Origin of the sequence: Ferruginibacter sp. SUN106 (assembly GCF_050611765.1) — a bacterium.
In the GTDB taxonomy this organism is placed as follows: Bacteria; Bacteroidota; Bacteroidia; order Chitinophagales; family Chitinophagaceae; genus Ferruginibacter.
The window spans coordinates 208,210-232,665 of sequence record NZ_JBODJC010000001.1 but is presented as its reverse complement, the minus strand read 5'-3'; the positions used below and the strand labels follow the sequence as shown (position 1 = coordinate 232,665).

The window sequence follows — 24,456 nt, the reverse complement described above, 5'->3', positions numbered from 1 at the left end:
GAAGGGGCTTTTTATTTACCGTTAGGATTCATATATGATTGCAATGCTTTTACATATTCTTCAAAAGCATCAATACCCTTTGGCGTAATCTTACAAATAGTTTGAGGATAGTTATTATTGAATTGTTTTATTACATCGATATAACCGGCATCTTTAAGTTTATTCACCTGCACACTTAAATTACCTGCAGTAGAATTTGTTTTTTCTTTGAGAAATGTAAACTCTGCCTCTTTAACACTTATCAGTAAACTGATAACTGCTAAACGCAATTGAGAATGTAATATAGGATCCAGTTCTTTAAACATTGGCAGCTTTGTGTTTGCGGTATTTGGCATTTATAAGCAGGCCAGGTATAAGCCAGGCAACAACGGCGGATGCGGCCATAAACAAAAGCGGATAAGGGTATGGAACAAATGTACTGGCAATTGCAAATACCCAGCAAAATATGCCACCAATAACCATTGGTTTTACTTTGCAAATTAAACCTGTAATAATAGTTGGTATCCCGTAAACAAGCATATATACAGAACTATGCATCCCCAAGTCATACTTTGCCCTCATTACATTTTCTAAAATGCTTAACACCATCATGGAGAAGCCAAACGTTATCCATATAGCACCTGCAGCAGCGTCAGTAAAACTTACAAATTTTTTCTCCCTTTTTTCTTTTGCACTTATAATTATTTGCGGCACCACAGCAATAATTGTAAGGAACCATACATTGTAAAGCAAGTAAATATTGTATTTAAAGGCATAAAAACTTACCAGGCTGCACACAGTAATTATACAGCCCCACAGTATAGGCCCAATGCCTTTTTCGTGGTAACTGGTTTTTACCTTGTTAATGGTTTCGCTAATTAAATTAAGGCTCTCCTGCTCTGTCATTTTTTTTTCGTTCATTGCCATCTTATTAAATATTTACAAATGATTTTTTTGGCGCATCAGGTATGCCGGTATAATATAACTGAATAAAATTGCTGCGGCACCAAACAACATCTGGTAATCGTAATTAAAATAAGTAGAGCAGATAGCAAGTATCCATGCGCTTATTCCTCCAACTACCAATGGTTTAAATTGTAGCAACTTACCGGAAATAAACGTACCCAATCCATATAACAAAATAAAGAAAGGAAAAATATTGGTATTCCACCCCATCTTACTCAATATCATACTCAACACAAAATAACTGATACCCATACCCATCCACAAATATTTCATACTCTCCCCAATATAAGTTTGGGCTTCTCTTTTCTTCCTTTCTTTTATACCCAGGTAAGCACTGAAAATTATAGCAGGAATGATAAGTAACCATACCAGGTAATGTTTTTCGTAGTCCAGTACATTTTTTAAAATAAACTGTCCGGTACAGGCTGCAAAAGTTACCCAGCCCCATAGCAAAAAATGACTGCTGTTATCACCCATATCCCTACGGGTTTTTGCAATCATTGATTGTATCAGTTGAAGACTGTCTTGCGGTGAAAAATTTTCCTCTTCCATTATTGTGTAGGTTTAGGAGTGTAGAAGTTTAGGGTTTAGAAGTTTAGAAGGCGCATTTTGTTCCAGCCCTAAACCTCTACACCCTAAACTTCTACACCAGATTAATTACAGGTTTTTATCAACATCTCCACCTGCGCTTTGCCCCAGTTAGGATCTAATTCACCAGCTGGTTTAAAAGTAGCATATTTATCCAATGCCGTTTGCAATGCCGGTTTTGCAGTTTTGCAACCACCACCAAATTGTTCCGGTGTATATTTTAAACCCTGTCCTTTTAAATAATAAGGCCTTGGATTATTAGGATCCTGCTGCATGGCTTTTTCCATATTACCATTGCTTTCTGCACCATATTCCTGCCAGCGTTGCATCGGGTTTACCATCATGTGGCAACTTGCAATCATACTTTTAATACAGGAAATTTCAGAATTGTTTGGCATTAATGAATCAGCTTTATTAATAAGATCAGTTGCCTTATCTGCAAAGCCATCTACTTTATCTTTATCCTGCAACATAAAACCATAATTTACCTGGCAAAATGCAGCATAATAATACGCCAGCCACTGATTTTTTTCTGCCGTTGCAATCCTTTCAAAATTATTGGCCAGCGTTAAAAGGCTTGCAGGATTTTGAAAACTGGTATCAATAGCTGCAAGATTTTTTTTCATAGCACCCACATATTTATCACTTTGGCTAAAGGATAAAAAAGAAATGGATAATAAAGCCGAAACGATGATTAACTTTTTCATTGTTGTATTTTTTAAAGTGTTGATTTATTTGTTTTGTTGATTTTTTAATTTTTGATATTCTCTTTCCACCGAATTTGTTTTAGGAAAAATATAAGCACCTGCAAAATGGAATGCCAAACCGATACCCCAGCCTAAAGTTGTCCATATAGGCCATGGGTAACGATGCATATTCCATTCGTCCATATTAAATATCCTATGCTGGTTTCCGGTAACAAACCAAATGCCCCACAAAAATGCATTCACAATTACATAAACAATCAGGTGATTTTTAAAACCGGCTCTCTTTTGTGCAATCTCCCAAAGTTCAGGATCCTTTCCTTCGGGAGCAGGTTGACGATAGTGTGACATAATGTGATTTTTAATTTTAAAAATTTAAATGGCTATACTTTAATTTTTATAAATTATTATTAATGGCGTCTTGTGTCCTGTCGGTACCAAAGCTTAAGAAGCAGCCTATAAATACAAATCGTTTGCTCTGTGGTGTTACTGCTTCTTTACGGCTACCATCGTTAGAATAATTGTATGTAAACACCTGGTTTTGCCCAAACACATTATTGATACCTAATACCCACACTGCAAAGTTTTTGGTATCTTTTCTGCCAATGGTAGGCAGGTAATTTATACTAAAGCTGCAACTGTTGTAATTAATAGTAGTACCCATATCAGTAAATACATTTTTCTGTTGGGCATTGTCATAAGCTATGCGGTAATAAGGCCTTCCGGTAGCAAAATTGTAACTCAGGTTAAATTGTGTTTTCCAGGGCAAAAAGAATTTTTTGAAAACAAAGGCAGCCGTATGTTTTGCAGCAAATGATGGCTGTATTAAAGAAGGGAAATTTAAAAAATCTCTTTTAGTGTCTAAATAAGAATAAGATATCCAGTAGTCAACATTTTTTATGGTCTTTTTATCTCTCCAGAAAAGTTCAAATCCTTTTGCATACCCTGATCCGGAATTGCTGCTTGCTATTTCCTGTCCGTTTGTAGTATAGCCCGTTTTATACAGGTCGTTATATTTTTTATAGAATAATTCCATTCTTAAAGTTTGTACACCGGTTTGCATCTGGTATTGTAAAATATAATGCGCTGCCTGCGAAAAATTCAACAAGCTGCTGCTGGGTAAATATTTTGTTTCGGGGTTCTGATAAAAAATACCATACGCAAATCCTGCAGAACTGTTTTTACTTAACTGGTATGCCAGTGAAGCTCTTGGCGCTACATTCCATTTATTCAACAGGTCAGAATGTTCGGTACGCACACCCAATTTTGCTGCCAGTGTATTGGTGATGTAAATATCTGATTCGGCAAAAACTGCTGCCATGGTTTCTTTTACAGTCTGGTTATATTTTGTGCCATCGTATAATGTATAAGCAGATTTTTCATTGCTTACACTTACTTCTGTTCCAAAGCGAATAGCACTTAAACCGCTTAACTTTTTATCCAGCACAATTCTGTTTTGTAAAAAATTACCTTTAGTTGTCAGAGAGAAATTTTTAAAAGCATAAAACATTGGTGTGGTAATGATCTGCTTAACATTATTGGCATTCTGCAATTCATTATCAATATCATTTTTGTTAGTGCTGTAAGAAACACCGGCGTTCAATTTCCATTTATTCTTTAAAGGTTGTTTCCAGCTGATATTATGATACTGGTTAAAGTTTTGAATAGTAAACGCATCTTTCATGCCAATAGAATCAATATCATTATTGCGGCTGCCCACATTGGTACTACTGACGTAAGAGAAAAATTTTACCATGCCACCACCTTTTGTCTTAAAACGGAAGTTAGCATCGCCATCAATGACCACCGGTATCTTAAAATAATCCAGTTTTTGTTTGATCACATTAAATGCTAACCAAAGGTTGGTATAGTTACCACTAAAACCCCAGCTGCTTTTTTTATCTTTCGCCAGGTGCTGAATACCGCCGCCTACTCCTACTACGCTTACGCCAAGGTCAGCTTCGCTTTTTTCAGGCAAATCCTTACTTTCTAAAATTAAGGCTGATGATAAAGCCTGGCCGTATAAAGCGGAGTAACCGCCGGTGCTGAATACCGTGCCTTTAAATAAAAACGGATTGAACCTTCCCCTTTGTGCGACACCGGGTGTACCGCTATAGAAGAAGTTATTTACCTGCGTACCGTCAATAAAGATCTTGCTCTCGGTAGCAGTACCGCCTCTTACAAATAAGCCTTCGCTTTCACCCACCTGTTGGGCACCTGGCAGCGATTTAAAGGCCGCCGTTACGTCGCCGTTGGCACTTGGGGTAGTTACCACATCAATATCGGTTAAAACGGCTCCTTTCTTCTTATCGCTTGCCTCAAACGAACCTGTTGAAATTACAACTGCCTTCAGTTCGGTTACCAACTCCTTCAAAGTAGCGGAAATTGTAATATCTGTGGTGCCAATGGTGATTTTTTGCTCAAAAGTCCTGTAACCTGATGAAGTAGCCTCAAGAACCTGCTCCCCCTTTTCGGTGGTGGTAAAAGAGAAATTACCCAGCGAATCTGTGGTGGCTCCGTCATATGTATTTTTTAATACTATACTAACGCCAGCCAGAGGTTTGTTCTTATTATCCAACGCTTTACCGCTGATTTTAACCTGGGCTTTTGCCGAAAAAATCAACACCGTAAGTAGTAAAGTAAACCAATTTTTCATCCTTCTAAATTTTACACAAACGTAAAGTAGTTTATTTTATAAACCAAATGTTTTAAAGAAATAATTTTTTCTTAACCTTGGGTTTTACCCGATTCTTTTGCTCCAATTTTGTTTTTAATAAATTGATTATCAATATTTTAAAGCAGCGCTTTACCCGCCAGCCCTGGCAAGTATTTAACGCAGAACTTATCAACATCGCTCAAAATATATTTTTTTATGTGGCCGTAAATTGTAATTTAGCAATAGAATTTAATGGGTTAGTAAGTATAAAGGGCTATCAGAAATGATAGCCCTTTTACTTTTTAGTCGTTACTGAAATTGGTTTGTAATTTTAAAATATCGTACAACCATACCTAAAATATTTTCTACTTAATTTTTGTAATTAATAGTCCTCAAACTGTTTTTATAAATCTAAAATTTTCAATTTCAAATCCTCCGTTAACTTTACAACATGAGTAAAACTAAGTCGGCATTTTTTTGCCAGAGCTGCGGATATGAAAGTGCAAAGTGGTTAGGCAAATGCCCCAGCTGTAATAACTGGAACACATTTGTGGAAGAAGTAATTGTTAAAGGCAGCGATAAAAAAGAAAAAGATGAATGGGCAGATTATAAAAGAGATGGAAAAATAAAAACCATCTCCATTAACGAAGTAAGCAGTGCCGAAGAAAAAAGAATTCTTACACAAGACACAGAATTAAATCGTGTGCTGGGTGGTGGCATTGTAATGGGCAGTATTGTTTTGGTTGCAGGAGAACCGGGTATTGGTAAATCAACTTTGTTTTTGCAAATTGGTTTACAACTGAAAGATGTGGTTACATTATATATAAGTGGAGAAGAGAGCGAACAACAAATTAAAATGCGTGCTGACAGAATTGGCATTGCCAGCGAAAATTTTTATTTACTTACTGAAACTGATACCAAAACAATTTTCCAGGAAGTAAAAAAATTAAAACCACAATTAGTCATTGTTGATTCTATACAAACATTGCAATCGCCATTTGTAGAAAGCGGACCAGGTAGTATCAGCCAGATAAGAGAGACTGCCGCAGAACTGCAACGCTTTGCTAAAGAAACCAACACACCGGTTTTTTTAATCGGCCATATTACCAAGGATGGCAATATAGCAGGGCCGAAAATTTTAGAACATATGGTGGATACGGTATTGCAGTTTGAAGGCGATCGTCATTATGCTTATCGTATTTTAAGAACATTAAAAAACCGCTTTGGTTCTACAGCAGAGTTAGGTATTTATGAAATGACCGGCGAAGGCATGAGAGCCGTAACCAACCCCAGCGAAATTTTAATTACACAAAAAGAAGATGCCTTAAGTGGTATTGCTATTGCTGCCACTATTGAAGGCATGCGGCCCTTACTGATTGAAACGCAGGCATTGGTTACGCAAAGTGTGTATGGTACACCACAACGTACTGTAACTGGTTTCGATTTGCGCCGCTTACAATTATTATTAGCTGTACTGGAAAAACGTGGGGGTTTTCATTTTGGTGTAAAGGATGTTTTTGTAAATATTGCAGGCGGATTAAAGATTGAAGATCCTTCTATTGACCTTGCGATTGTATGTGCATTACTCAGCAGCTACGAAGATGTGCCGCTGCCGCAACTGATCTGTTTTGCCGGTGAAGTTGGTTTAAGTGGTGAGATTAGAGCTGTAAACAGAATTGAACAACGCATTGCCGAAGCAGAAAAATTAGGTTTTGAAAAAATTATTGTGAGTAAGTACAATGCTAAAAGTTTACCCAAACAAAAAACCAATATTGAGATAGTGGCGTTGGGGAAAGTAGAGGAAGTGTATCAGTATTTGTTTTGATTAACTCTAAGAAGTTCGCCATGCATTTAAGAAAAATGCTCAACGCCCAATTTTCAATATTCAATGCTCAACTTAAAATGCACGTGTATTTCATTGAACATTGAGCGTTGAAAATTGAATATTGAAAATTATTCCTCAACCTGAGACTTAAATTTATGCAATCTTTAAAAAATATATTCTCCTCTACCCTTCACCTCTTCTACCCACACGTGTGCACAGGTTGTGGCAGCGATTTACTGGAAGAAAATAATTTACTCTGTTTACATTGTATCAACGATCTGCCGCACACTGATTTTGCTCAATTCAATAATAACCCGGTAGAAAAGATATTCTGGGGGCGCATACCCGTTACTGCCGCACACAGCCAGTTTTATTTTGCTAAAGAAACTTTGTTACAGCATCTTATTCATCAATTGAAATATAAAAACAATACCGCCATTGGTTTTTATTTAGGCGAATTAATGGGTACCAGTTTACTACAAAGCAATCGCTTTAACCATATTGATTACCTGGTTCCGTTACCACTATATCCCGATAAAGAACGTAAAAGAGGCTATAACCAGGCAGCAATAATCTGCAATGGCATGTCTGAGGTTATGAATGTGCCGGTTTTAAAAGATACTATTATCCGCCAGCGCTTTACTGAAACACAAACCCGTAAACACCGTACCGAAAGATGGGAAAATGTAGAAGGGAGCTTTGTGGTTAAAGATCCGGCAATTATAAAAGGAAAGAATATTTTGCTGGTAGATGATGTGGTTACCACCGGCGCAACTTTAGAAGCCTGCGGCAGTGTAATATTACAAACCGAAGAGGTAAAACTGTATATTGCCACATTAGCACACGCTGCTAAATAGTTTTGGTTTAAATTTGAATTATGAAATCAAGCCTGTCTTTATTTTTTGTTAGTTTCTGCGTATTGATAGTGTTGGCATCGTGTAAGAAAGATTCCTTCATTACCAGTGCAGAAGCCAGGCTTACTATTACCGCAGACTCTTTAAAATACGATACTGTTTTTACCACCACCGGCTCTATCACCAAATCATTTAAGATCATTAATGAAAACAGCCAGAAGCTGAGATTAAGTAAAGTGAAATTAATGGGCGGCACTGCATCTGCTTTTAAAATAAATGTAAATGGCACCGCTGCTACCGAATTGAATAATGTAGAAATTGAAGCTAATGATAGTATTTATGTTTTTGCATCGGTAACCATCAATCCTAATGCGGCCAATCTTCCTTTTATTGTTAGTGATAGTATTTTAATTAACTATAATGGTAACGATCGTTTTGTGCAGTTACAAGCTTACGGGCAAAATGCTGTTTACCTTACCAACAAAGTTATTACAGGCAATGTAACCTGGACAAACACTTTGCCATTTGTAATTTTAAAAAGCCTGCGCATTGATACCACAGCAACATTAACCATTCAGCCGGGCACAAAAATTTACAGTCATGCTGATGCGCCTTTTATTGTAGATGGTACACTTATTATTAATGGTACAAAAAGTAATGAAGTGGTTTTTGCAGGCGACAGATTGGACAATGATTATAAAGATCTGCCCGCAGGCTGGCCCGGTATTTATTTCCGTGGCAACAGTAAAAACAATGTGTTGAAATTTGCAGTCATTAAAAATGCCTACCAGGCGGTGGTGGCAACAAGCCCTTCTGTAAATGCCAATCCAAAACTTATTTTGCAACAATGCATTATTGATAATGCTTATGATGCCGGGGTGTTGGCAGCCAATACAAGCATCTATGCTAACAACAGTTTAATCAGTAACTGCGGCAGTAATATTGCTTTAATATATGGCGGCGATTATAATTTCACCAATTGTACTGTAGCCAGTTTTTCTAATCTCTACTTATTGCATAAAAACCCGGTGTTAACAGTAAGTAATTTTGCAACGCAGGGCGGCACTACAGTTACTGCCAATTTAAATGCCACATTCCGTAATTGTATTTTTTGGGCCGATACCGGCTTTGTTAATAATGAAGTAGTGGTAAACAAACAAGGCAGTAATACCTTTAATGTATTATTTGAAAAGAATTTATACCGGGCACAAAACGACCCTGCCAACAGCACTTTAACGGCCAATATCAAAAACCTGTACCCTCAATTTGACAGTATTGATATCAGCAAACGTATCTATGATTTCAGGATCACCAAAACTAATACTGCCCCGGGCATTAACAAAGGTGTAGCTACAGGTTTTACAAAAGATCTTGACGATGGCAACCGAAACGTTGGTTTACCCGATTTAGGTTGTTATGAAAAACAGTAGCCCTGTATTATTTTTTATAAGCGGTACTGCTGCTTTACCAAATTGGCAGTAAAATTGCACGAACAATATTTCAACAATTGTGTTATTTAAAAAAGTAAACTTTAAAACTATGATAAAAGTATTAGCGATTGCAACAGTATTATTATCCTGTACAGCAGCGCCAACAAGTGAAATTGTATCCGGAGATGGCCAGAATCAAACAGGCTTCAATCCTCCGGTAATTGTTGCTGCAAAATCTATTTACGAATTTAAAGTAGAAGCACTCGATGGTGGCACTATCGATTTTGCAAAATACAAAGGCAAAAAAATATTAGTAGTTAACACGGCTTCTAAATGTGGTTATACACCGCAATACGAAGGCCTGGAAAAACTGTACGAAAAGTATAAAGATAAATTAGTGATCGTAGGTTTTCCTGCCAATAATTTTGGCGGACAGGAACCTGGCACCAACACAGAAATAAAAGAATTCTGCAAAAAGAATTATGGTGTTACTTTTCCTATGGCGGCAAAAGTTTCTGTAAAAGGTGATGATACGGCACCTATTTTTCAATGGTTATGCAACAAAGCACAAAACGGCGTACTGGATGCAGAAATCAAATGGAATTTTGGTAAATTTTTACTGGATGAAAACGGACATTTAATTACTTATTTTCCCAGCAAGGTAGAACCAATGAGTGAAGAGCTCACAAGTAAATTATAAGTCTAAAAATATTTTATAAAAAGAGGATGCAACAAAATAGTTGCATCCTCTTTTTGTTTTATGCAACCCCGATTGTGGTTCTTTCATCTTGCCAGATAAGCATACCAACATTTTTATTAACTTTATAATATGCAGCAAATGGGTTTAATATATGCGGATATAGAACTGATCAATGCTATTGATTTAGGATTGGCAAAACGTCATCAGATTGGTGAAGAAGAAATAAAACGTATTCACGTAAATATGCTGGTGGATACCGGCAGTGTTTATATGTGCATCAACGAAACGGTGCAGGAACAATTACAATTGGCTGTAGTAGAAAAAAGAAAGGGACAACTTGCAGATGGCAGTGTGGTAGAATATGATGTGGTTGGACCGATTGAAGTCCGTTTTAAAAATCGTCGTTGTGTGGTTGATGCCATGGTAATTCCCGGTGATAATGAACTTTTATTAGGAGCGATTCCGCTTGAGGATATGCCTGTCCCGATACCTTATATTAAATTATTAGAATAATCGGGAGATGTTGTGATTCATCCTTATCGCAGGGAATTGATTGTAAATCCTGAGCATCCTTATTTCGCTCAGATGAAATTGAAATGAAAAATTTACTTATAATTTTCTTTACATTATATACTGCAATACCCTTTGCACAAATACCCAAGAGTGGTACTTATATTTATAACTACTGCGATATGGAATACAATAAATGTATAGGTAAGTGTACAATAAAAATCAAAGGCAATAATATCTGGATATACGCTCCGGCAAATCTTACAGGTATTAAAGAAGGAGAATTGTACGAAAGCGGAACATTACACAAAGACCGTAAAGGGAGGTGGATAATAACCCCGTATTCATCAAAAGATAAAACAACGCCAACTTTAAATACTGATGATGGACCGCCATTATGGATAGATTTTAAAAGAAAACGTTTCTGGACATTTTAGGCAATTCATTTCCATCTACTCTCCTTTATCTTTGCAATCCATGCAATTCCATTCCATCACCGGCCAAAAAGATACCAAAGAACAATTGGTACAAATGATTCAGCACAACCGCCTGAGCCATGCTTTATTATTTTTAGGTAAAGAAGGCAGCGGCGCTTTGCAACTGGCCATGGCTTTTGCACAATATATTGTTTGCGAAAAAGTAAACGGAAAACAGTTGAAAGTTGAAAGTGAAAAGTTGAAAGCAGAGCCATCATTATTTGGAGAGCCGGAACCTGTCGCTGAAGCCCAACTACCAACTCTCAACTCTCAACTCTCAACTTTCAACGATAGTTGCGGCGAATGTGCTGCCTGCAAAAAAGCTACAGCGTTAATTCATCCCGATATACATTTCAGTTACCCGGTAATTACAAAAAAAGCGGGGGAAAAACCCATCAGTGCCGATTTTATAAAAGAGTGGCGGGAGTTTGTGGTGCAAAGCCCCTATGGCAATGTGTATGATTGGTTGCAATTTATTGGCGCCGAAAACAAACAAGGTAATATCACCGCAACAGAATGCAATGATATTAACCGCACCATGAGCCTGAAAAGTTTTGAGAGTGAATACAAGATCCTTATCATGTGGAAGCCGGAGTTTTTAGGCAAAGAGGGTAATAAATTATTAAAACTGATTGAAGAGCCACCACCTAATACACTTTTTCTGTTTGTGGCTGAAAGCGAGGAGCAAATACTGCCTACCATTTTATCCAGGACGCAGCTGGTGAAAATTCCACTGCTCACCAATTTAGAAGTGGAAGCCGCATTGGAATTAAAAGAAGGGGTAAGCATAGAAAAAGCGGGACAAATTGCCGCTTTGGCCGAAGGCAATTACCGGGAAGCCCTGCAATTATTGCAACATGCCGAAGACGATTGGCAGGCGATGTTGAGGGATTGGCTGAACGCTGTTTTAAAAACCGGGCCTGTAGCACAGGTAAAATGGATTGACGAGACCGCCAAACTGGGCAGGGAAAAACAAAAACAATTCCTCAAATACTTTATTCATTTGCTGGAACAGGCAGTACGTTTAAGGGCTTTGGGCGACTCAAATAATATACAACAGACTGCAGACCATGATTTTGCGTTGCGCCTGAACAAGATATGCGGCATTGGCCAGCAAGAAGCCATCATCAATGAATTAGACAAGGCCAGCTACTATATTGAAAGAAATGCTAATGCAAAAATGCTCTTCCATGCCCTTTCTATCAGGTTATACCACATTATTAGCAACAAATCAGTAATTTTGGTGAATTGAGGAATTTGAACAGGGAAATAGACAATTACTAAGAACGATTATTTTGTCATCAGCATATAATCTTTGGTCAATATTAAGGCGTTTTATTTTTATGGCATTTTACTATTCAATTCATTAATGCCCAATAATGATTTACTGCACAAGAGTGCAACGCCAATAAAGTTGAGCAAGGCAATATAGCTGAATTCAAAATTTCTTACTTGCGAAATCCCGATATTTTCGGGGCCACATAGTAATTCTACAGCCGGGTTCAAAAAATTCCTACTTTTTAAAATGTATTGCCTGCTTCATCGTTACTAACGAAATGCAGTTAAACCATTTTTAATTATCAATTAACCAATTATCAATTATTAAGATATGGGATGTGGAAGTGGAGGATGCGGCACAAAAGATGGTGCACCAGGTGGCTGCCAGAGCCATGGCAGTTGCAGCACCGGTGGTTGCAACCGTATGAATGTACACGACTGGCTGGCTAACTTACCTTTCAGCGATCCTGAAAGCAGTTGCCGCATTATTGAAGTGAGCTTTAATAATGGCAGCCGCAAAGATTTCTTTAAAAATAATACGCTGCATTTTTACGAAAAAGGAGATATGATCGCTGTAGAAGGCATCAGCGGTTTTGATGTGGGCGCTGTAAATATGACCGGCGAACTGGTACGTTTACAGATGAAAAAAAGGAATGTGGACGAGAAAAGCCCGGACATTAAAAAAGTATTGCGCCGTGCTAACGAAACTGACCTTGCCAAAATGAAGGAAACCAAGGCAAGGGAAGCACAGGTATTGATCCGCAGCCGTGCTATGGCCCGCCAGCTTAATTTAGAAATGAAAATGGCAGAAGTGGAAATACAGGCCGATGGCCGTAAAGCCACTTTCTTTTATATTGCTGATGACCGTGTGGATTTTCGTGAGCTGATAAAATTATATGCTGCCGAGTTTAAAGTGAAAGTGGAAATGCGCCAGATTGGTGCACGCCAGGAAGCCGGGAAAGTTGGTGGTATTGGAAGTTGTGGAAGAGAATTGTGTTGCAGCAGTTGGCTGACTGATTTTAAAAGTGTAAATACCAATGCGGCTCGTTACCAGAATTTAAGCATTAATCAAACCAAATTAAGCGGCCAATGCGGTCGTTTAAAATGTTGTTTGAATTACGAGTTGGATACATACATGGATGCATTGCAGTTTTTTCCTGATGATGCCGATATGCTGGAAATGGAAAGAAGCCGTGCCTTTTTAGTGAAGAAGGATATTTTTAAAAACCTGATGTGGTACACCATGCCGGATAGCAATAAACAATATCCGTTAACTATTGAAAGGGTTAAAAAAATTAAAGAATTGAATAGGCAGGGTGTACGCCCTGCAGACCTGGAACCTGTAGAAGTTGTGACCAGTAAACCAAAAGATATCGAGCCGGTTTATGCAGATGTGGTAGGCCAGATCAGTTTAAAGAGTTTGGAAAAAACCAGCCGTAAAAGGAGAGAGAACGAACGTGGGCAGCAAGGTAACAGGCAGGGAGATAACAGGCAACAGTCAATGGGTAACAGGCAAGGTGGTGGACAACAAGGCAACAGGCCGCAACAAGGTGGGGGCAATCAGCAAAATCGTGGCGGTCAAAATCAACAACGACCTAACCAGCCACAACAACAAAGACCAAATCAGCCGGGAGGAAGACCACCGCAAGGCGGCGGCCAGCAAAACAGGCCACAACAAAGGCCGCCACAAAACCGTGGACCACAGCGGCCTAATCCTAATCAGCAAAGGCCCAATCCAAACAACAATAATAGTGGAGAAAATAAATAAAACATTATACAGTAACGCCGGTTTAATACCGGCGTTTTTATTTAAGAAACAAATGCAGTCTAACGGCTTTCGTTATTCCATTTAAAATTATCTTCTTTTATTTTCCAGATAAAGCCATCTAAAATATAGTGTGTTATTTGTGGCAATGCCAGCAAGGGTACAATAAAACTTAATGCCTTATCGCTGATATTTACGGCAGGGAAATTACTAAAATTAAATACCAGGCTATGTTCCTTCCAAACTATAAAATCCCATAACCCTTCTTCTACAAAAGCAAATAAAAATATTAGTGCCAGGAAAATAAGAATACCATATTTACTAAACACTATTTTAAGAAAGCGATTACCTTTTTGTGGTTGCCGATAATTTTTTCTTCCATAGATCCATACTAAAGCCATGTAGGGAATGCCATGACTTACCACATTTAAAATAGTGAATGCCATATCTCCATTAAAATATACAATACCAAAATACCAGGATACCAATGTACCCGTAATAACCGCCAGTTTTGGAATATTGATAGTATGGCTTTTTATATATCCGTAAATTTCTTTGCCAATAAATACCAATACATTTACAAAATATAACACGGTTAAAATGTTAAGTATTGTATTGGCATTAAAATAAACAAAGTCGTTATCGGTAAACCAATTAAAATTTCTCGGTCCTTTTAAATGCCAGTATGCAATTGGGTAAATGGTGGCGTAGTAAATAGTAATGGTATCAATCAATGTAGCATATCGTCCTGTAATTTCTTTACGGCTATACACCCTCATAAATCCATATTGCTGCCGGATAAAATGAAACACAGCCACATAAGCAAGCAACCTCCAGAAGAAAATACTACTTATAGAATAGGCTATTACACCAGCTACAAATCCTATAAACGGAATGGCAGATAAAATAAGGCGTTGCTTTTTAAATGCACCGGTATCAAAATACGTTCGGAACAAAGTGGTGTACACATGCGCCACATCAATCAACAAAATTAAAATTACCCAGCCTGCATCGGGCATGGCTTTTACATTTTGAAACAACTGCGGAAAAAGAAAAATAATGAGCAGGCTTATAAATGGAGGTAGTAAAATAAACAACACATCAATGGTACGATTGCCTATCCATGGTTGTGGTTTCATAATGAAATAGTTTATACTGCTGCAATTACTTTCTTCGCTGCTTGTAAGCCCTGGTAAAATGCTTCCTCAAAAATAGATATCCCTGCAATATCGGTATGGGCAAAATGAATTTTATTATTGATAGATTGTGCCATTTCATGTCTTGCTTTGCCAGATATAAAACCGGGCAAGGGCTGAATCATGGCATGTCCCCAAACCATGACATTAATTTCTTCCGTCTGTGTTTCAATATCCTCATGTATCCTTTTCAGATCATTAAAAATTATTTCAGTCCAGTCTGCATGCTTTTTTCCCTGCGCCTGTTTTCTTTCCGTTACAGCATCAGCACTGCACAAAGGCATATAATAAGTAAGGTTACGTTTATTTTTATACAGTTGTAATTGCTGGTGGGTGGCATCAATATAACCCAGAGATGCTGTATCATACACCACATTATCCCAGGATACTGGCGCTCCTTCTTTTTGTTTTAATTCGTTGGTTGTAATATTAGCCACCATCCATGGCGAATAACTGAAATTATTTTTTACCACAGCTGCCCTTGCTTCGTTATGTAGCAAACGGCTGGCTACAAATTGCGGTGTGGCTACAATGCATTGTGCTGCTTCAATTGCAATGTATTGTTGTGTTATCACATCAAAATATTCTACTACTACTTTATCATCCTGCATTATAATTTTAGTAGCCAGGCAATTGGTTTTAGTCTGAGGCTCACATAAAGCTTTTAATTTGTTTACTAAAAATCCATTTCCTTCAGGCCAAGTAATTACATCGCTGTAAGTACTATTCACTGCTTTTCCTTTTCTTGCCGCAAAATAATGTATGCCTGCCCATGCGCTGATATTGTGATAGGCTGTACCAAAATCATCTTTAGTGCAATAGTTAACGTAATTATGTAAATAAGTACTTGTAAATCCATTTTTTAGCAACCAGTCTTTCATAGTAATCTGATCAAGCGCTATATAAACTTCATCCGCACTGGATTCATTAACCGGGATTGCAAATGCATCTTTACCATCAGTACCAACTGTATACCTGTAAATATTCATTTTTTTTAAGAACATATCTATCTGTGCAAGCTCGGCATCGGGTACACCAAAATGAGGAATGAGGCCATCCTGCCACCTGCCATTAATAAATAATCTTTCTTCAGGATCAAAACACAAATACTCTTCTTTGTATTGTGGAATTTTATCTTCGCCTATACTTTTTACAATACCACAGGCCGATAAAAAATCAATGTATTCTGTAAGATTATTATTGGGTATCGGTACATAGTGCGCTCCCCACGGAAATGCCGATATTTCATTGGCGCCACTTTTTGCGTTACCGCCAGCTTCTTTTTCCAGGTCGAGTAAAATAAAATCAGAAATGTTATTGGCCTGTAAATGCCTTGCAGCAGATAAGCCACTTATGCCAGCTCCTATTATCACTACTTTTTTTTGAATAGTTGTTGCGATGGTATAATTTTTTTCTGCTCTGAGTAAATGGCCAATGTTTGAAGAAGCGCCAATGATTGCTCCTTTTACAATATGTTTTTTTGTATTGCAGGATGCTGCAACTGTGGTTATTGCAGTTGCCCCTAAAACAGTTTGTATAAATTGTTTCCTGTTCATTTTTTAATCCAGGTATTTATCCCATTCTTCTTCAAAATAACCTACCAGCACCTGGTTATTCAATTTATTTACCGGTATGGGTTTATTGTATTGCATGTCTTGCGGAAAAACAAACATTTGCGGAATAACAGCATCGTTTAAATATTTTAATCCTGCCGGGTATGCTGCAAACCAATGCAGGTTGGGATTAATGCTGGCAATGATATAACCCCATTCGCCAAAAGAAGGCACATAATTATGATAGGGTTTTGTAAAAAAGCCTGCAGCTTGTATAGTATTATTAATGCACCAGAAACTTTTTGGCGCTACATAAGGTGAAGTGCTTTGAATAACAGCTACACCATCGGGGTTAAGTACTTTTTTTAAAAGTGTATAAAACATGGTGCTGTATAATTTACCAATAGAAAAATTAGACGGATCGGGGAAATCAACCACCACGGCATCAAATTTTTCGGTATTCTTTGTCAGCCATAAAAAAGCATCTTCATTTTGCACCAGTACTTTTTTATTCAGTAGTGATCCGTTATTTAAATGCACCAATACTTCCTGTGTTGAAAATAATTTAGTCATGGTTGCATCAAGGTCTACCAGTTTAATTTTTTCTACAGAAGGATATTTTAATATTTCTCTTACAGCCAAACCATCGCCGCCACCCAAAACCAATACATTTTTTAAGCTGGCAACGGATGACAGTGCCGGGTGCACCAGTGCTTCATGATAGCGGTATTCATCTGCAGTGCTAAACTGCAAATTGCCATTCAGGTGTAACCTTAACTCTCTTTTATTTTTGGTGATCACAATACGTTGATAGGGAGATGAAGTAGCAAACACAATGTTATCCCTGTACGTTAGGCTTTCACTGTACGACATGATATTATCTGAAAATACAAATGCCACCACTTCTACAAGTAATAATATAATAGCTATGGCTTTAAGACTTACGGCCTGTTTTATCTGGCTGGTAAAATAATGGGCCAGGTACCAGCCAACGCCAATATTAATGATGCCAAAAAATAACGATGTTCTTATCAAACCCAAATGAGGAACTAACACTAAAGGGAAAACCACCGATGCCAGTAATGCGCCAATATAATCAAAGGAAAAAACTTTACTGACCAGGTCTTTAAATTCAATCTTGTCTTTTAGTATACGCATCAGCAACGGAATTTCCAGCCCAACTAAAATACCGGTTACTAACACCATTAAATACAGAACCAGTCTAAAAGAAACCACTAAGGGGAATAATAAAAATAATAATGCAGAACTGAAGCCGCCTATCAAACCAATTAGCAATTCTATTTTAATGAACCATCTTAAAATATCATTATTAAAATACCTGGAAAAAAAAGACCCGATGCCCATTGCAAATAAATACGTACCGATGATGGTGCTGAATTGCGTAACACTATCGCCGAGCAGGTAACTGGCCAGCGTACCCGCTACCAATTCATAAATTAAACCACAGGTGGCAATACAAAATACTGCAATCAGTAATATCCACTGGGCGCTGCTTTCTTTTTTTATCATTATCTTAATGTATGGCCGAAGCAATAATTATAGCCACTGCCAGCATAAAAAAACCAGCTAAAATAGCAAGGGCAACATTTTTATTTTCCAATATCTCTTTGCGTAAATTATGCCGGGGTGTTAATATCTCTAACAACACGAAGGATACGGCCAGTATAGCTATGCCTAAAAAAGCATATAAAAGAGAGTTGATGATGGGCTGTGTCATATATAAAAGTTTTATTTGTGGCTGCCTGGTCCGCTGCTGCTCCATTGCTGCTGGTTACTAAGAGAAAACATTCTCCTTCCTGTAATATCACAAAAAAGCATCAGTGATGTTACTGCAAGAAAGGTTACTATAAACCACCGGAATTGAAACAATGGTGATCGGTTTTTAAAAAAATTAAAATTCATTTTGTATACTATTTTAATTGTCGCTGTAATTAGAATAAGGGCTGTCTTGCCACCTGCTTTTTTCGGTATATTGGTTTCTAAAATAGTTAATTCCCGGCCAGAGCAATAGCAGAAAAATGGCGAACCAAAGATTTCTGTAGGCAGCTACATCATAAATTACTTTTGCACTAAAGCTGTTTAACTTTACTGATGAATTTGTTTCCCTTGCGCCTTCCATTTCCAGGAAATATTTGCCGGCAGGCACATTAGTAATATAAGCTGTTTCGTCGTGGCTGCCTTCACTCCAGTTTTCGCCATCAGTATAGCCGTAATAATATTCAATGCCCTGTTCCATCGTGTACTCTTTACCTGTTTCCACATTTACCAATGTAGCACTCAACTCAAACCAGCTGTTACTTACCGGTGCCGATATATCAAATTGCACATTACTCCGCCATTTATTCAGCATGAATTTTTCGGTAACAATTTTTATTTTATCAGTTGAATCCGAGAAATAATAGGTATCCTGTGCCAAAGTTTTATTTTGTTTATTGCCGGAAGAGATCATGAACACCAGCAATAAACCTAAAATACCTAATGCACTCATCAACACTAATTTTTTTATGTTGATGTAACCGGTAGGCTGTACTGCACCTATCCCACTCCGGTATGGCATGGCATTCTCAATACCAAAAGCATTTTTTATTTCTTTAGGCGCAATATGTTCGCCCCAAAACCAGCTGATCCCTTCTTTACTGTCTTTTTCTCTTATCCATATCTCTGGTGGCGAAATGTATTCTTTTACCGTAGTATTTTTATTGTCAAAAGCATTATAAGGGAATTCGCCACGGGCTTCTATTACTGTATATGAATAAGAGTTATACAAATGAAACGATTCGTTACCAAATTCAAAAGTTTTGGTATTCTCGTTTAATATCACCGGTGCTGCAAGGGTTTCCTTAACGTATATCCAGTGCCCGTCAAATTCACTTAAAAAAGCAAAACCGTAAGTGGGATTAAATAAAACATATTCCCTCCATTTGGCCTTATAGGCATTTTGTTCCTGCTTTTTAGTGTATCCCACCACCCGGTAGTTAATATTTTTAATAACCCCATTGGTACCTAAAGGTAATAAGGTAGTAAAGGTGTTCTTATCATTTTTGCCTTTGTCGATCAGTCTCTTTTTTTCGATGCTGTAAAAAGTGCCGCAATCATTGCAGGTACAGCTTTGAGCCATGGGATAAGTGCTGATGGCTATTCCTTTAGCACACTGCGGGCATTTTAATTGTATGCCATAAGGATTTTTCTCCTGTATATTTTCCAGCTTAAGATCGTCAAATGAAGTTGGGTTATTACTAAAGATCTCCGTTGTTTTATCACCCCATTTAAAAATTGTAAAAAGTTTTCCGCCTTCGCCATCATACTCATACACGTCAAAATAAGTGCTGAAATTTTTAAGGTACAACTCCCCTTCCACTTCCCAGTAAAAACTGCTGCTCTTTTTTTGAAACTGGTAATCTGTATTGATCACCACCTGCCCCACCTTATTACTGCCGAGATCGCTGTCTTTTATAACCGCCTGTTTGTCTTCCAGCAAAATGGAATACAGGCCATAGCCCTCTGCTAAAAATCCGGTGACACCATCCTTAAAAACAATACACCAGTAACTGAAAAAAGATTCTTCAAACCACACCCCCATTTTTCCCAATATCCTGAACTGCCTGCCATCCCATTGTCCCGTAGTGCCGGGTTTTAGCTGGTATCCTTTTACAGTAACATTATTTAACCCTTCGGCAACTGTTAACTGGTTATCTTTTTTTAATACAACTGCACCGCAGGTACATTCTTTAATATTGGATGCCGGGTATTCAAACGCCACCATGGCATTACACTTAGGGCATTGTAATATGGTACGCAGATCGCTCATTACCGGGTTATTGTTTGTACAGATAAAACAACAGCATCAAAGTAAGCAGTGATACTTTCAAAAACAGCCTGCACAGTATTATCATTGGTCTTTTGAAAATTGCTCAGGTAAACATCCACATTTACCAGGTTATGCTCTGGCCAGGTATGTATAGAAATATGGCTTTCGCTCAGGCAGATCACGGCAGTAAAACCTTCGGGAGAAAAATTGTGGTACACTTCGCCCAATTTAACCAGCTGATATTCGGTAATCAAATGGTTGATCAGGTCTTTAAAACCGGCATAGTGCTTTATCAGCTCAGCAATACCAGGTTGCAGGGTAGCAATAAGATGTTTACCGGGTTTATATTCCATTACGGTAAAAATAGATAATCCCAATAAATTTACCCGTGTTTTCTATCATGTTTTCTAAGCATTATATTTTGTACTTTCGCAATTGAAATAAAAAATTCATATTTCAATTGTCAGGTAATCCAGTCTTACATGTCTATCACAGTCAGCAACCTTTCTAAAATTTACGGCGCCCAAAAAGCGGTTAACAATATTTCCTTTGCCATCAATAAAGGCGAAATCGTTGGTTTCCTGGGGCCTAACGGTGCAGGTAAATCCACCACTATGAAAATGATCACCGGCTATCTTAAAGCCGATGGCGGTAATGCAGTAGTGTGCGGAATTGCGGTGGATGAAAACAGCAACGAAACCAAAAAGAAAATCGGTTACCTGCCCGAGGCCAATCCTTTGTATTACGATATGTTTGTGAGAGAGTACCTGGAGTTTGTAGGTAATGTACATAAAGTGAACAATCTTAAACAACAGATTGAAACAGTTATAGCCACCGTTGGTTTGCAGGTAGAAGCCAATAAAAAGATAGCGCAGTTAAGCAAGGGGTATAAACAACGTGTAGGCTTAGCCGCTGCACTGATACACAACCCCGATGTATTGATATTAGATGAACCTACCAGCGGCCTTGACCCTAACCAGATCGTTGAAATAAGGGAAGTGATAAAAGAACTGGGTAAGAATAAAACCGTGTTATTCTCTTCGCATATCATGCAGGAAGTAGAAGCTATTTGCGACAGGGTGATCATCATTAACAAAGGGAATATTGTGGCAGATGACAAATTAAGTAATCTTCAAAAAAACAATTCCGGCAACCATGTGGTACTGGTACAGTTTAAAGAAAATGTGCCTTTAGAAATGTTACAATCTATACAAGACGTAACCGGTATCAGCCAGCCCTCGGCTTCTAATTTTCAACTTTCAACAAAAAATCCCGAAAGTATTAGAAAACAATTAATGGAACTGAGTTTGCGGAACAACTGGAACATTGTTTCTTTGCAAAGTGAAAATAACAGCCTGGAAGAAGTGTTCAGGAATTTAACCTCAAATAATAATTAAATAATCAAACAACAAAGAAAATGAGCTACATCGCCTCCATTCATGCCCGTCAGATATTAGACAGCCGTGGAAATCCAACAGTAGAAGTTGACATCTTAACAGAGAACGAACATTTGGGCCGTGCCGCTGTGCCAAGTGGTGCCAGTACGGGTATTCATGAAGCGGTGGAGTTAAGGGATAATAATAAAAAACTGTATGGTGGTAAAGGTGTTTTAAAAGCAGTGAAGAATGTAAATACAGTTATTGCAGATAATTTATTAGGATGGGATGTGGCTGACCAGACCGGTATTGACGCTGCCCTACAGGCTTTGGATGGTACTGCCAACAAAGGTAAATTAGGTGCCAATGCAATGCTTGCCGTTAGTATGGCTGTTGCAAAAGCTGCTGCATTGGAAGCCAACCTTCCTTTGTACCGTTATATTGGCGGAACAAATGCAAAAATTTTACCGATACCGATGATGAACATCTTAAACGGTGGTGCACATGCGGATAATAAGATCGACTTCCAGGAATTTATGGTAATGCCTGTTGGCGCTACTTCTTTCAGCGAAGGTTTACGTTGGGGTGTTGAAATTTTTCATGCATTAAAAACTGTATTGAAGAAAAAAGGCTTCAGCACTAACGTAGGTGATGAAGGTGGTTTTGCTCCCAACATTCAAAGCAACGAAGAAGCTATTGAAACAGTACTGACTGCTATACAGGCAGCAGGTTTTAAAACCGGCTCTCAGATCACTATCGCAATGGATGCTGCCAACAGTGAATTGTGGGACAGCAAAAAGAAAAAATATGTTTTTCATAAAAGTTCAGGTAAAGAAATGACCAGCGAACAACTGGTGAATTTCTGGGCCAGCTGGGTAAAACAATATCCCATCTGCAGTATTGAAGATGGCATGGCGGAAGATGACTGGAAAGGCTGGAAAATGCTGACTGAAGCTGTGGGTAAAAAATGCCAGTTGGTAGGTGATGATCTTTTTGTAACCAATGTAACAAGATTAGAAAGAGGTATTACTGAAGGTATTGCTAATGGTTTATTAGTAAAAGTAAACCAGATTGGTACTATTACTGAAACTATCAATGCGGTTAGTATGGCTCAGCAAGGTGGTTATAATACCATTATGAGCCATCGCAGCGGCGAAACTGAAGATACTACCATTGCTGACCTGGCTGTAGCATTAAATTGCGGACAAATCAAAACCGGTTCTGCTTCCCGTACCGATCGTATGGCCAAGTACAACCAGCTGATCCGCATTGAAGAAATGTTGGGCGAAAGCGGCATTTATCCAAAAGGAAAGATTAAATTTGGTCAATAAGAAATGTTACGAGTTACGGGTTAATAACCCGTAACTCATAACCCTTAACTTTATAACTTCTGATTTGAAACTTCTGTCACACATACCATCCTGGCTAAAAAATAAGTACCTGATTGCAGGCACAGCCTTCTTAGTCTGGATTTTTTTCTTTGATCCAAAAGATATTCCATCTACTATCAATAGAATTGAAACTTACAGTAAGCTGCAAAAGAATGAGCAGCACATGACTAAATTGATAGTGGAGACCAGTAAAGACCGTAATTTATTGAAGACCAACTCCCAAACTATTGAGAAATATGCCCGGGAGAACTATATGATGAAAAAAGATAATGAAGATCTGTTCATTATAACCACCCCCTCCGAAAGCAAATAATTTTGCGCTAAAATACAATATCGCCGTAAAAATACCGTTTATGTAAACGGATAATGGATATTTAATTTTTTAACACAAGCCACATTTGCTATGCACAATTTTACCCCGGAAGATCTATTACAGTATTTGTACAAGGAAACTTCCCCAGCACAAACAGCCGAAATAAAAGCTGCTTTGGAAAATGACTGGAGTCTTCGTGAAAAATTTGAAGAGATCACCGCTGCTCAAAACCAGCTGGAAACTTTAAAGATGTCACCTAGCCAACAAACGATTGACAATATTTTGAATTATGCCGAAAAAGCTGTCAGCGAACTTTCTGCATCAGTTTAATATCGTCCCGTTTTTAACGTAATTTAGTTCCCCCGACATATGTAGGGGGATTTTTTTATGACCAAAAAGGAACGTTACCAGTTTGTAATTGACTATTTTTTAGAGCATGCCCCTGATGCGGAAACTGAATTATTATTTGATAGCCCTTTTCAATTATTAGTAGCCGTAATTTTATCTGCCCAGTGTACTGATAAAAGAGTTAATCTTACCACGCCTTTTATTTTTGAAAAATACCCCACAGCCGAAGCCTTAAGCAAGGCAAGTTTTGAAGAATTGTTTCCATTTATTAAAAGCATCTCTTACCCCAACAACAAAACCAAACACCTTATTGGCATGGCCAAAATGTTATTGGAAAAATTTAGTGGCGAAGTGCCTATGACTGTGGAAGAGCTCATTCAATTACCTGGTGTAGGAAGAAAAACAGCCAACGTAATCACATCTGTTGTAGATCAGCAACCCAATATGGCTGTGGATACACATGTATTCAGGGTGAGTGCCAGGATCGGCCTTACCACCAATGCCAAAACTCCTTTGGCAGCCGAAAAACAATTAATTGAAAATTTTCCAGCCGAATATGTGTACAAGGCACATCATTGGTTAATATTGCATGGCAGGTATATTTGTACCGCCAGAAGTCCCAAATGCAGCGAATGTGGTTTAAAAACTGCCTGTAAATTTGTCCGCATTAAAAAAAAATCAGATATTCAATTGTGAAATTCCAGGTATCCTCTTAAATA

26 protein-coding genes are annotated in these 24,456 nt (G+C 38.0%); 13 read left to right on the top strand and 13 right to left on the bottom strand.

Going from position 1 to position 24,456, the window contains the following annotated elements; translation table 11 throughout:
- Window positions 1-11: 11 nt before the first annotated feature.
- The 6 genes from ACQ334_RS00920 to ACQ334_RS00895 form a co-directional block, all read right to left on the bottom strand.
- Window positions 12-305, bottom strand: coding sequence for a winged helix-turn-helix domain-containing protein (locus ACQ334_RS00920; RefSeq protein ID WP_430986271.1), 294 nt, complete (start codon window positions 303-305; stop codon window positions 12-14).
- The gene (locus ACQ334_RS00915; RefSeq protein ID WP_430986270.1) at window positions 298-900 is read right to left on the bottom strand and encodes a hypothetical protein; all 603 of its coding nucleotides are present in this window, start codon (window positions 898-900) and stop codon (window positions 298-300) included. The genes ACQ334_RS00920 and ACQ334_RS00915 overlap by 8 nt, the downstream gene beginning before the upstream one ends.
- 18 nt (window positions 901-918) lie before the next feature.
- On the bottom strand, window positions 919-1,497 hold the full coding sequence (locus ACQ334_RS00910; protein WP_430986269.1) for a hypothetical protein: 579 nt from the start codon (window positions 1,495-1,497) through the stop codon (window positions 919-921).
- 101 nt (window positions 1,498-1,598) lie between these two features.
- The gene (locus ACQ334_RS00905) at window positions 1,599-2,240 is read right to left on the bottom strand and encodes a hypothetical protein (protein WP_430986268.1); all 642 of its coding nucleotides are present in this window, start codon (window positions 2,238-2,240) and stop codon (window positions 1,599-1,601) included.
- A gap of 24 nt (window positions 2,241-2,264) precedes the next feature.
- Window positions 2,265-2,588 (bottom strand): 2TM domain-containing protein, encoded by a 324-nt coding sequence (locus ACQ334_RS00900; RefSeq protein WP_430986267.1) that lies wholly within the window; start codon window positions 2,586-2,588, stop codon window positions 2,265-2,267.
- A gap of 46 nt (window positions 2,589-2,634) precedes the next feature.
- On the bottom strand, window positions 2,635-4,893 hold the full coding sequence (locus ACQ334_RS00895) for a TonB-dependent receptor (RefSeq protein ID WP_430986266.1): 2,259 nt from the start codon (window positions 4,891-4,893) through the stop codon (window positions 2,635-2,637).
- A 451-nt stretch (window positions 4,894-5,344) separates the two neighbouring features.
- Between ACQ334_RS00895 and radA the strand changes: the two genes are divergently transcribed.
- The 7 genes from radA (at window position 5,345) to ACQ334_RS00860 (ending at window position 11,940) form a co-directional block, all read left to right on the top strand.
- On the top strand, window positions 5,345-6,718 hold the full coding sequence (gene radA, locus ACQ334_RS00890) for a DNA repair protein RadA (RefSeq protein ID WP_430986265.1): 1,374 nt from the start codon (window positions 5,345-5,347) through the stop codon (window positions 6,716-6,718).
- Window positions 6,719-6,873: 155 nt separating this feature from the next.
- Complete coding sequence (locus tag ACQ334_RS00885; protein WP_430986264.1) at window positions 6,874-7,575, top strand: ComF family protein; 702 nt, start codon at window positions 6,874-6,876, stop codon at window positions 7,573-7,575.
- A gap of 20 nt (window positions 7,576-7,595) precedes the next feature.
- Entirely contained in the window at window positions 7,596-9,002 is a 1,407-nt protein-coding gene (locus ACQ334_RS00880; RefSeq protein ID WP_430986263.1) for a hypothetical protein, read from the top strand.
- 109 nt (window positions 9,003-9,111) lie between these two features.
- Window positions 9,112-9,702, top strand: coding sequence for a glutathione peroxidase (locus tag ACQ334_RS00875; protein WP_430986262.1), 591 nt, complete (start codon window positions 9,112-9,114; stop codon window positions 9,700-9,702).
- A gap of 138 nt (window positions 9,703-9,840) precedes the next feature.
- The gene (locus ACQ334_RS00870; RefSeq protein WP_430986261.1) at window positions 9,841-10,215 is read left to right on the top strand and encodes an aspartyl protease family protein; all 375 of its coding nucleotides are present in this window, start codon (window positions 9,841-9,843) and stop codon (window positions 10,213-10,215) included.
- 83 nt (window positions 10,216-10,298) lie between these two features.
- Entirely contained in the window at window positions 10,299-10,649 is a 351-nt protein-coding gene (locus ACQ334_RS00865) for a hypothetical protein (protein ID WP_430986260.1), read from the top strand.
- Between the two features lie 40 nt (window positions 10,650-10,689).
- On the top strand, window positions 10,690-11,940 hold the full coding sequence (locus ACQ334_RS00860) for an ATP-binding protein (protein WP_430986259.1): 1,251 nt from the start codon (window positions 10,690-10,692) through the stop codon (window positions 11,938-11,940).
- 89 nt (window positions 11,941-12,029) lie between these two features.
- On the opposite strand, the gene ACQ334_RS00855 is transcribed toward ACQ334_RS00860, so the two are convergent.
- The gene (locus tag ACQ334_RS00855; RefSeq protein ID WP_430986258.1) at window positions 12,030-12,194 is read right to left on the bottom strand and encodes a hypothetical protein; all 165 of its coding nucleotides are present in this window, start codon (window positions 12,192-12,194) and stop codon (window positions 12,030-12,032) included.
- Between the two features lie 103 nt (window positions 12,195-12,297).
- On the opposite strand from ACQ334_RS00855, the gene ACQ334_RS00850 reads away from it, so the two are divergent.
- Window positions 12,298-13,734, top strand: a complete 1,437-nt coding sequence (locus tag ACQ334_RS00850) for a PSP1 domain-containing protein (RefSeq protein WP_430986257.1) — start codon at window positions 12,298-12,300, stop codon at window positions 13,732-13,734.
- 59 nt (window positions 13,735-13,793) lie between these two features.
- Here the strand turns inward: ACQ334_RS00850 and ACQ334_RS00845 are convergent, their stop codons facing one another.
- The 6 genes from ACQ334_RS00845 to ACQ334_RS00820 all read right to left on the bottom strand — a co-directional run bounded on the left by ACQ334_RS00845 (window position 13,794) and on the right by ACQ334_RS00820 (window position 20,662).
- Complete coding sequence (locus ACQ334_RS00845) at window positions 13,794-14,870, bottom strand: hypothetical protein (RefSeq protein ID WP_430986256.1); 1,077 nt, start codon at window positions 14,868-14,870, stop codon at window positions 13,794-13,796.
- Window positions 14,871-14,881: 11 nt separating this feature from the next.
- Window positions 14,882-16,483: an NAD(P)-binding protein gene (locus ACQ334_RS00840; protein WP_430986255.1), complete on the bottom strand. Its 1,602-nt coding sequence runs from the start codon at window positions 16,481-16,483 to the stop codon at window positions 14,882-14,884.
- A gap of 3 nt (window positions 16,484-16,486) precedes the next feature.
- Complete coding sequence (locus ACQ334_RS00835) at window positions 16,487-18,010, bottom strand: polyamine aminopropyltransferase (protein WP_430986254.1); 1,524 nt, start codon at window positions 18,008-18,010, stop codon at window positions 16,487-16,489.
- Between the two features lie 4 nt (window positions 18,011-18,014).
- Window positions 18,015-18,218 carry a DUF350 domain-containing protein gene (locus tag ACQ334_RS00830; protein WP_430986253.1) on the bottom strand — a complete coding sequence of 68 codons (204 nt, stop codon included), beginning with the start codon at window positions 18,216-18,218 and terminating at the stop codon, window positions 18,015-18,017.
- Window positions 18,219-18,416: 198 nt separating this feature from the next.
- Window positions 18,417-20,309, bottom strand: a complete 1,893-nt coding sequence (locus ACQ334_RS00825) for a DUF4178 domain-containing protein (protein ID WP_430986252.1) — start codon at window positions 20,307-20,309, stop codon at window positions 18,417-18,419.
- On the bottom strand, window positions 20,309-20,662 hold the full coding sequence (locus ACQ334_RS00820; RefSeq protein ID WP_430986251.1) for an S-adenosylmethionine decarboxylase family protein: 354 nt from the start codon (window positions 20,660-20,662) through the stop codon (window positions 20,309-20,311). Before ACQ334_RS00820 ends, ACQ334_RS00825 begins: the two co-directional genes overlap by 1 nt.
- 129 nt (window positions 20,663-20,791) lie before the next feature.
- Between ACQ334_RS00820 and gldA the strand changes: the two genes are divergently transcribed.
- From gldA to nth, 5 genes are all read left to right on the top strand, one after another.
- The gene (gene gldA, locus ACQ334_RS00815; RefSeq protein ID WP_430986250.1) at window positions 20,792-21,706 is read left to right on the top strand and encodes a gliding motility-associated ABC transporter ATP-binding subunit GldA; all 915 of its coding nucleotides are present in this window, start codon (window positions 20,792-20,794) and stop codon (window positions 21,704-21,706) included.
- 20 nt (window positions 21,707-21,726) lie between these two features.
- Window positions 21,727-23,016, top strand: coding sequence for a phosphopyruvate hydratase (gene eno, locus ACQ334_RS00810; RefSeq protein WP_430986249.1), 1,290 nt, complete (start codon window positions 21,727-21,729; stop codon window positions 23,014-23,016).
- Window positions 23,017-23,080: 64 nt separating this feature from the next.
- Window positions 23,081-23,389, top strand: a complete 309-nt coding sequence (locus ACQ334_RS00805) for an FtsB family cell division protein (protein ID WP_430986248.1) — start codon at window positions 23,081-23,083, stop codon at window positions 23,387-23,389.
- A gap of 90 nt (window positions 23,390-23,479) precedes the next feature.
- On the top strand, window positions 23,480-23,719 hold the full coding sequence (locus ACQ334_RS00800) for a hypothetical protein (RefSeq protein ID WP_430986247.1): 240 nt from the start codon (window positions 23,480-23,482) through the stop codon (window positions 23,717-23,719).
- 57 nt (window positions 23,720-23,776) lie between these two features.
- Window positions 23,777-24,433 carry an endonuclease III gene (gene nth, locus ACQ334_RS00795; RefSeq protein WP_430986246.1) on the top strand — a complete coding sequence of 219 codons (657 nt, stop codon included), beginning with the start codon at window positions 23,777-23,779 and terminating at the stop codon, window positions 24,431-24,433.
- Window positions 24,434-24,456: the final 23 nt, after the last annotated feature.

Excerpts from the sequence above, each read along its gene's own strand:
- ACQ334_RS00920 (WP_430986271.1), bottom strand. The coding sequence starts at position 305 with ATGTTTAAAGAACTGGATCCTATATTACATTCTCAATTGCGTTTAGCA.
- ACQ334_RS00915 (WP_430986270.1), bottom strand. The coding sequence starts at position 900 with ATGAACGAAAAAAAAATGACAGAGCAGGAGAGCCTTAATTTAATTAGC.
- ACQ334_RS00910 (WP_430986269.1), bottom strand. The coding sequence starts at position 1,497 with ATGGAAGAGGAAAATTTTTCACCGCAAGACAGTCTTCAACTGATACAA.
- ACQ334_RS00905 (WP_430986268.1), bottom strand. The coding sequence starts at position 2,240 with ATGAAAAAGTTAATCATCGTTTCGGCTTTATTATCCATTTCTTTTTTA.
- ACQ334_RS00900 (WP_430986267.1), bottom strand. The coding sequence starts at position 2,588 with ATGTCACACTATCGTCAACCTGCTCCCGAAGGAAAGGATCCTGAACTT.
- ACQ334_RS00895 (WP_430986266.1), bottom strand. The coding sequence starts at position 4,893 with ATGAAAAATTGGTTTACTTTACTACTTACGGTGTTGATTTTTTCGGCA.
- radA (WP_430986265.1), top strand. The coding sequence starts at position 5,345 with ATGAGTAAAACTAAGTCGGCATTTTTTTGCCAGAGCTGCGGATATGAA.
- ACQ334_RS00885 (WP_430986264.1), top strand. The coding sequence starts at position 6,874 with ATGCAATCTTTAAAAAATATATTCTCCTCTACCCTTCACCTCTTCTAC.
- ACQ334_RS00880 (WP_430986263.1), top strand. The coding sequence starts at position 7,596 with ATGAAATCAAGCCTGTCTTTATTTTTTGTTAGTTTCTGCGTATTGATA.
- ACQ334_RS00875 (WP_430986262.1), top strand. The coding sequence starts at position 9,112 with ATGATAAAAGTATTAGCGATTGCAACAGTATTATTATCCTGTACAGCA.
- ACQ334_RS00870 (WP_430986261.1), top strand. The coding sequence starts at position 9,841 with ATGGGTTTAATATATGCGGATATAGAACTGATCAATGCTATTGATTTA.
- ACQ334_RS00865 (WP_430986260.1), top strand. The coding sequence starts at position 10,299 with ATGAAAAATTTACTTATAATTTTCTTTACATTATATACTGCAATACCC.
- ACQ334_RS00860 (WP_430986259.1), top strand. The coding sequence starts at position 10,690 with ATGCAATTCCATTCCATCACCGGCCAAAAAGATACCAAAGAACAATTG.
- ACQ334_RS00850 (WP_430986257.1), top strand. The coding sequence starts at position 12,298 with ATGGGATGTGGAAGTGGAGGATGCGGCACAAAAGATGGTGCACCAGGT.
- ACQ334_RS00845 (WP_430986256.1), bottom strand. The coding sequence starts at position 14,870 with ATGAAACCACAACCATGGATAGGCAATCGTACCATTGATGTGTTGTTT.
- ACQ334_RS00840 (WP_430986255.1), bottom strand. The coding sequence starts at position 16,483 with ATGAACAGGAAACAATTTATACAAACTGTTTTAGGGGCAACTGCAATA.
- ACQ334_RS00835 (WP_430986254.1), bottom strand. The coding sequence starts at position 18,010 with ATGATAAAAAAAGAAAGCAGCGCCCAGTGGATATTACTGATTGCAGTA.
- ACQ334_RS00830 (WP_430986253.1), bottom strand. The coding sequence starts at position 18,218 with ATGACACAGCCCATCATCAACTCTCTTTTATATGCTTTTTTAGGCATA.
- ACQ334_RS00825 (WP_430986252.1), bottom strand. The coding sequence starts at position 20,309 with ATGAGCGATCTGCGTACCATATTACAATGCCCTAAGTGTAATGCCATG.
- ACQ334_RS00820 (WP_430986251.1), bottom strand. The coding sequence starts at position 20,662 with ATGGAATATAAACCCGGTAAACATCTTATTGCTACCCTGCAACCTGGT.
- gldA (WP_430986250.1), top strand. The coding sequence starts at position 20,792 with ATGTCTATCACAGTCAGCAACCTTTCTAAAATTTACGGCGCCCAAAAA.
- eno (WP_430986249.1), top strand. The coding sequence starts at position 21,727 with ATGAGCTACATCGCCTCCATTCATGCCCGTCAGATATTAGACAGCCGT.
- ACQ334_RS00800 (WP_430986247.1), top strand. The coding sequence starts at position 23,480 with ATGCACAATTTTACCCCGGAAGATCTATTACAGTATTTGTACAAGGAA.
- nth (WP_430986246.1), top strand. The coding sequence starts at position 23,777 with ATGACCAAAAAGGAACGTTACCAGTTTGTAATTGACTATTTTTTAGAG.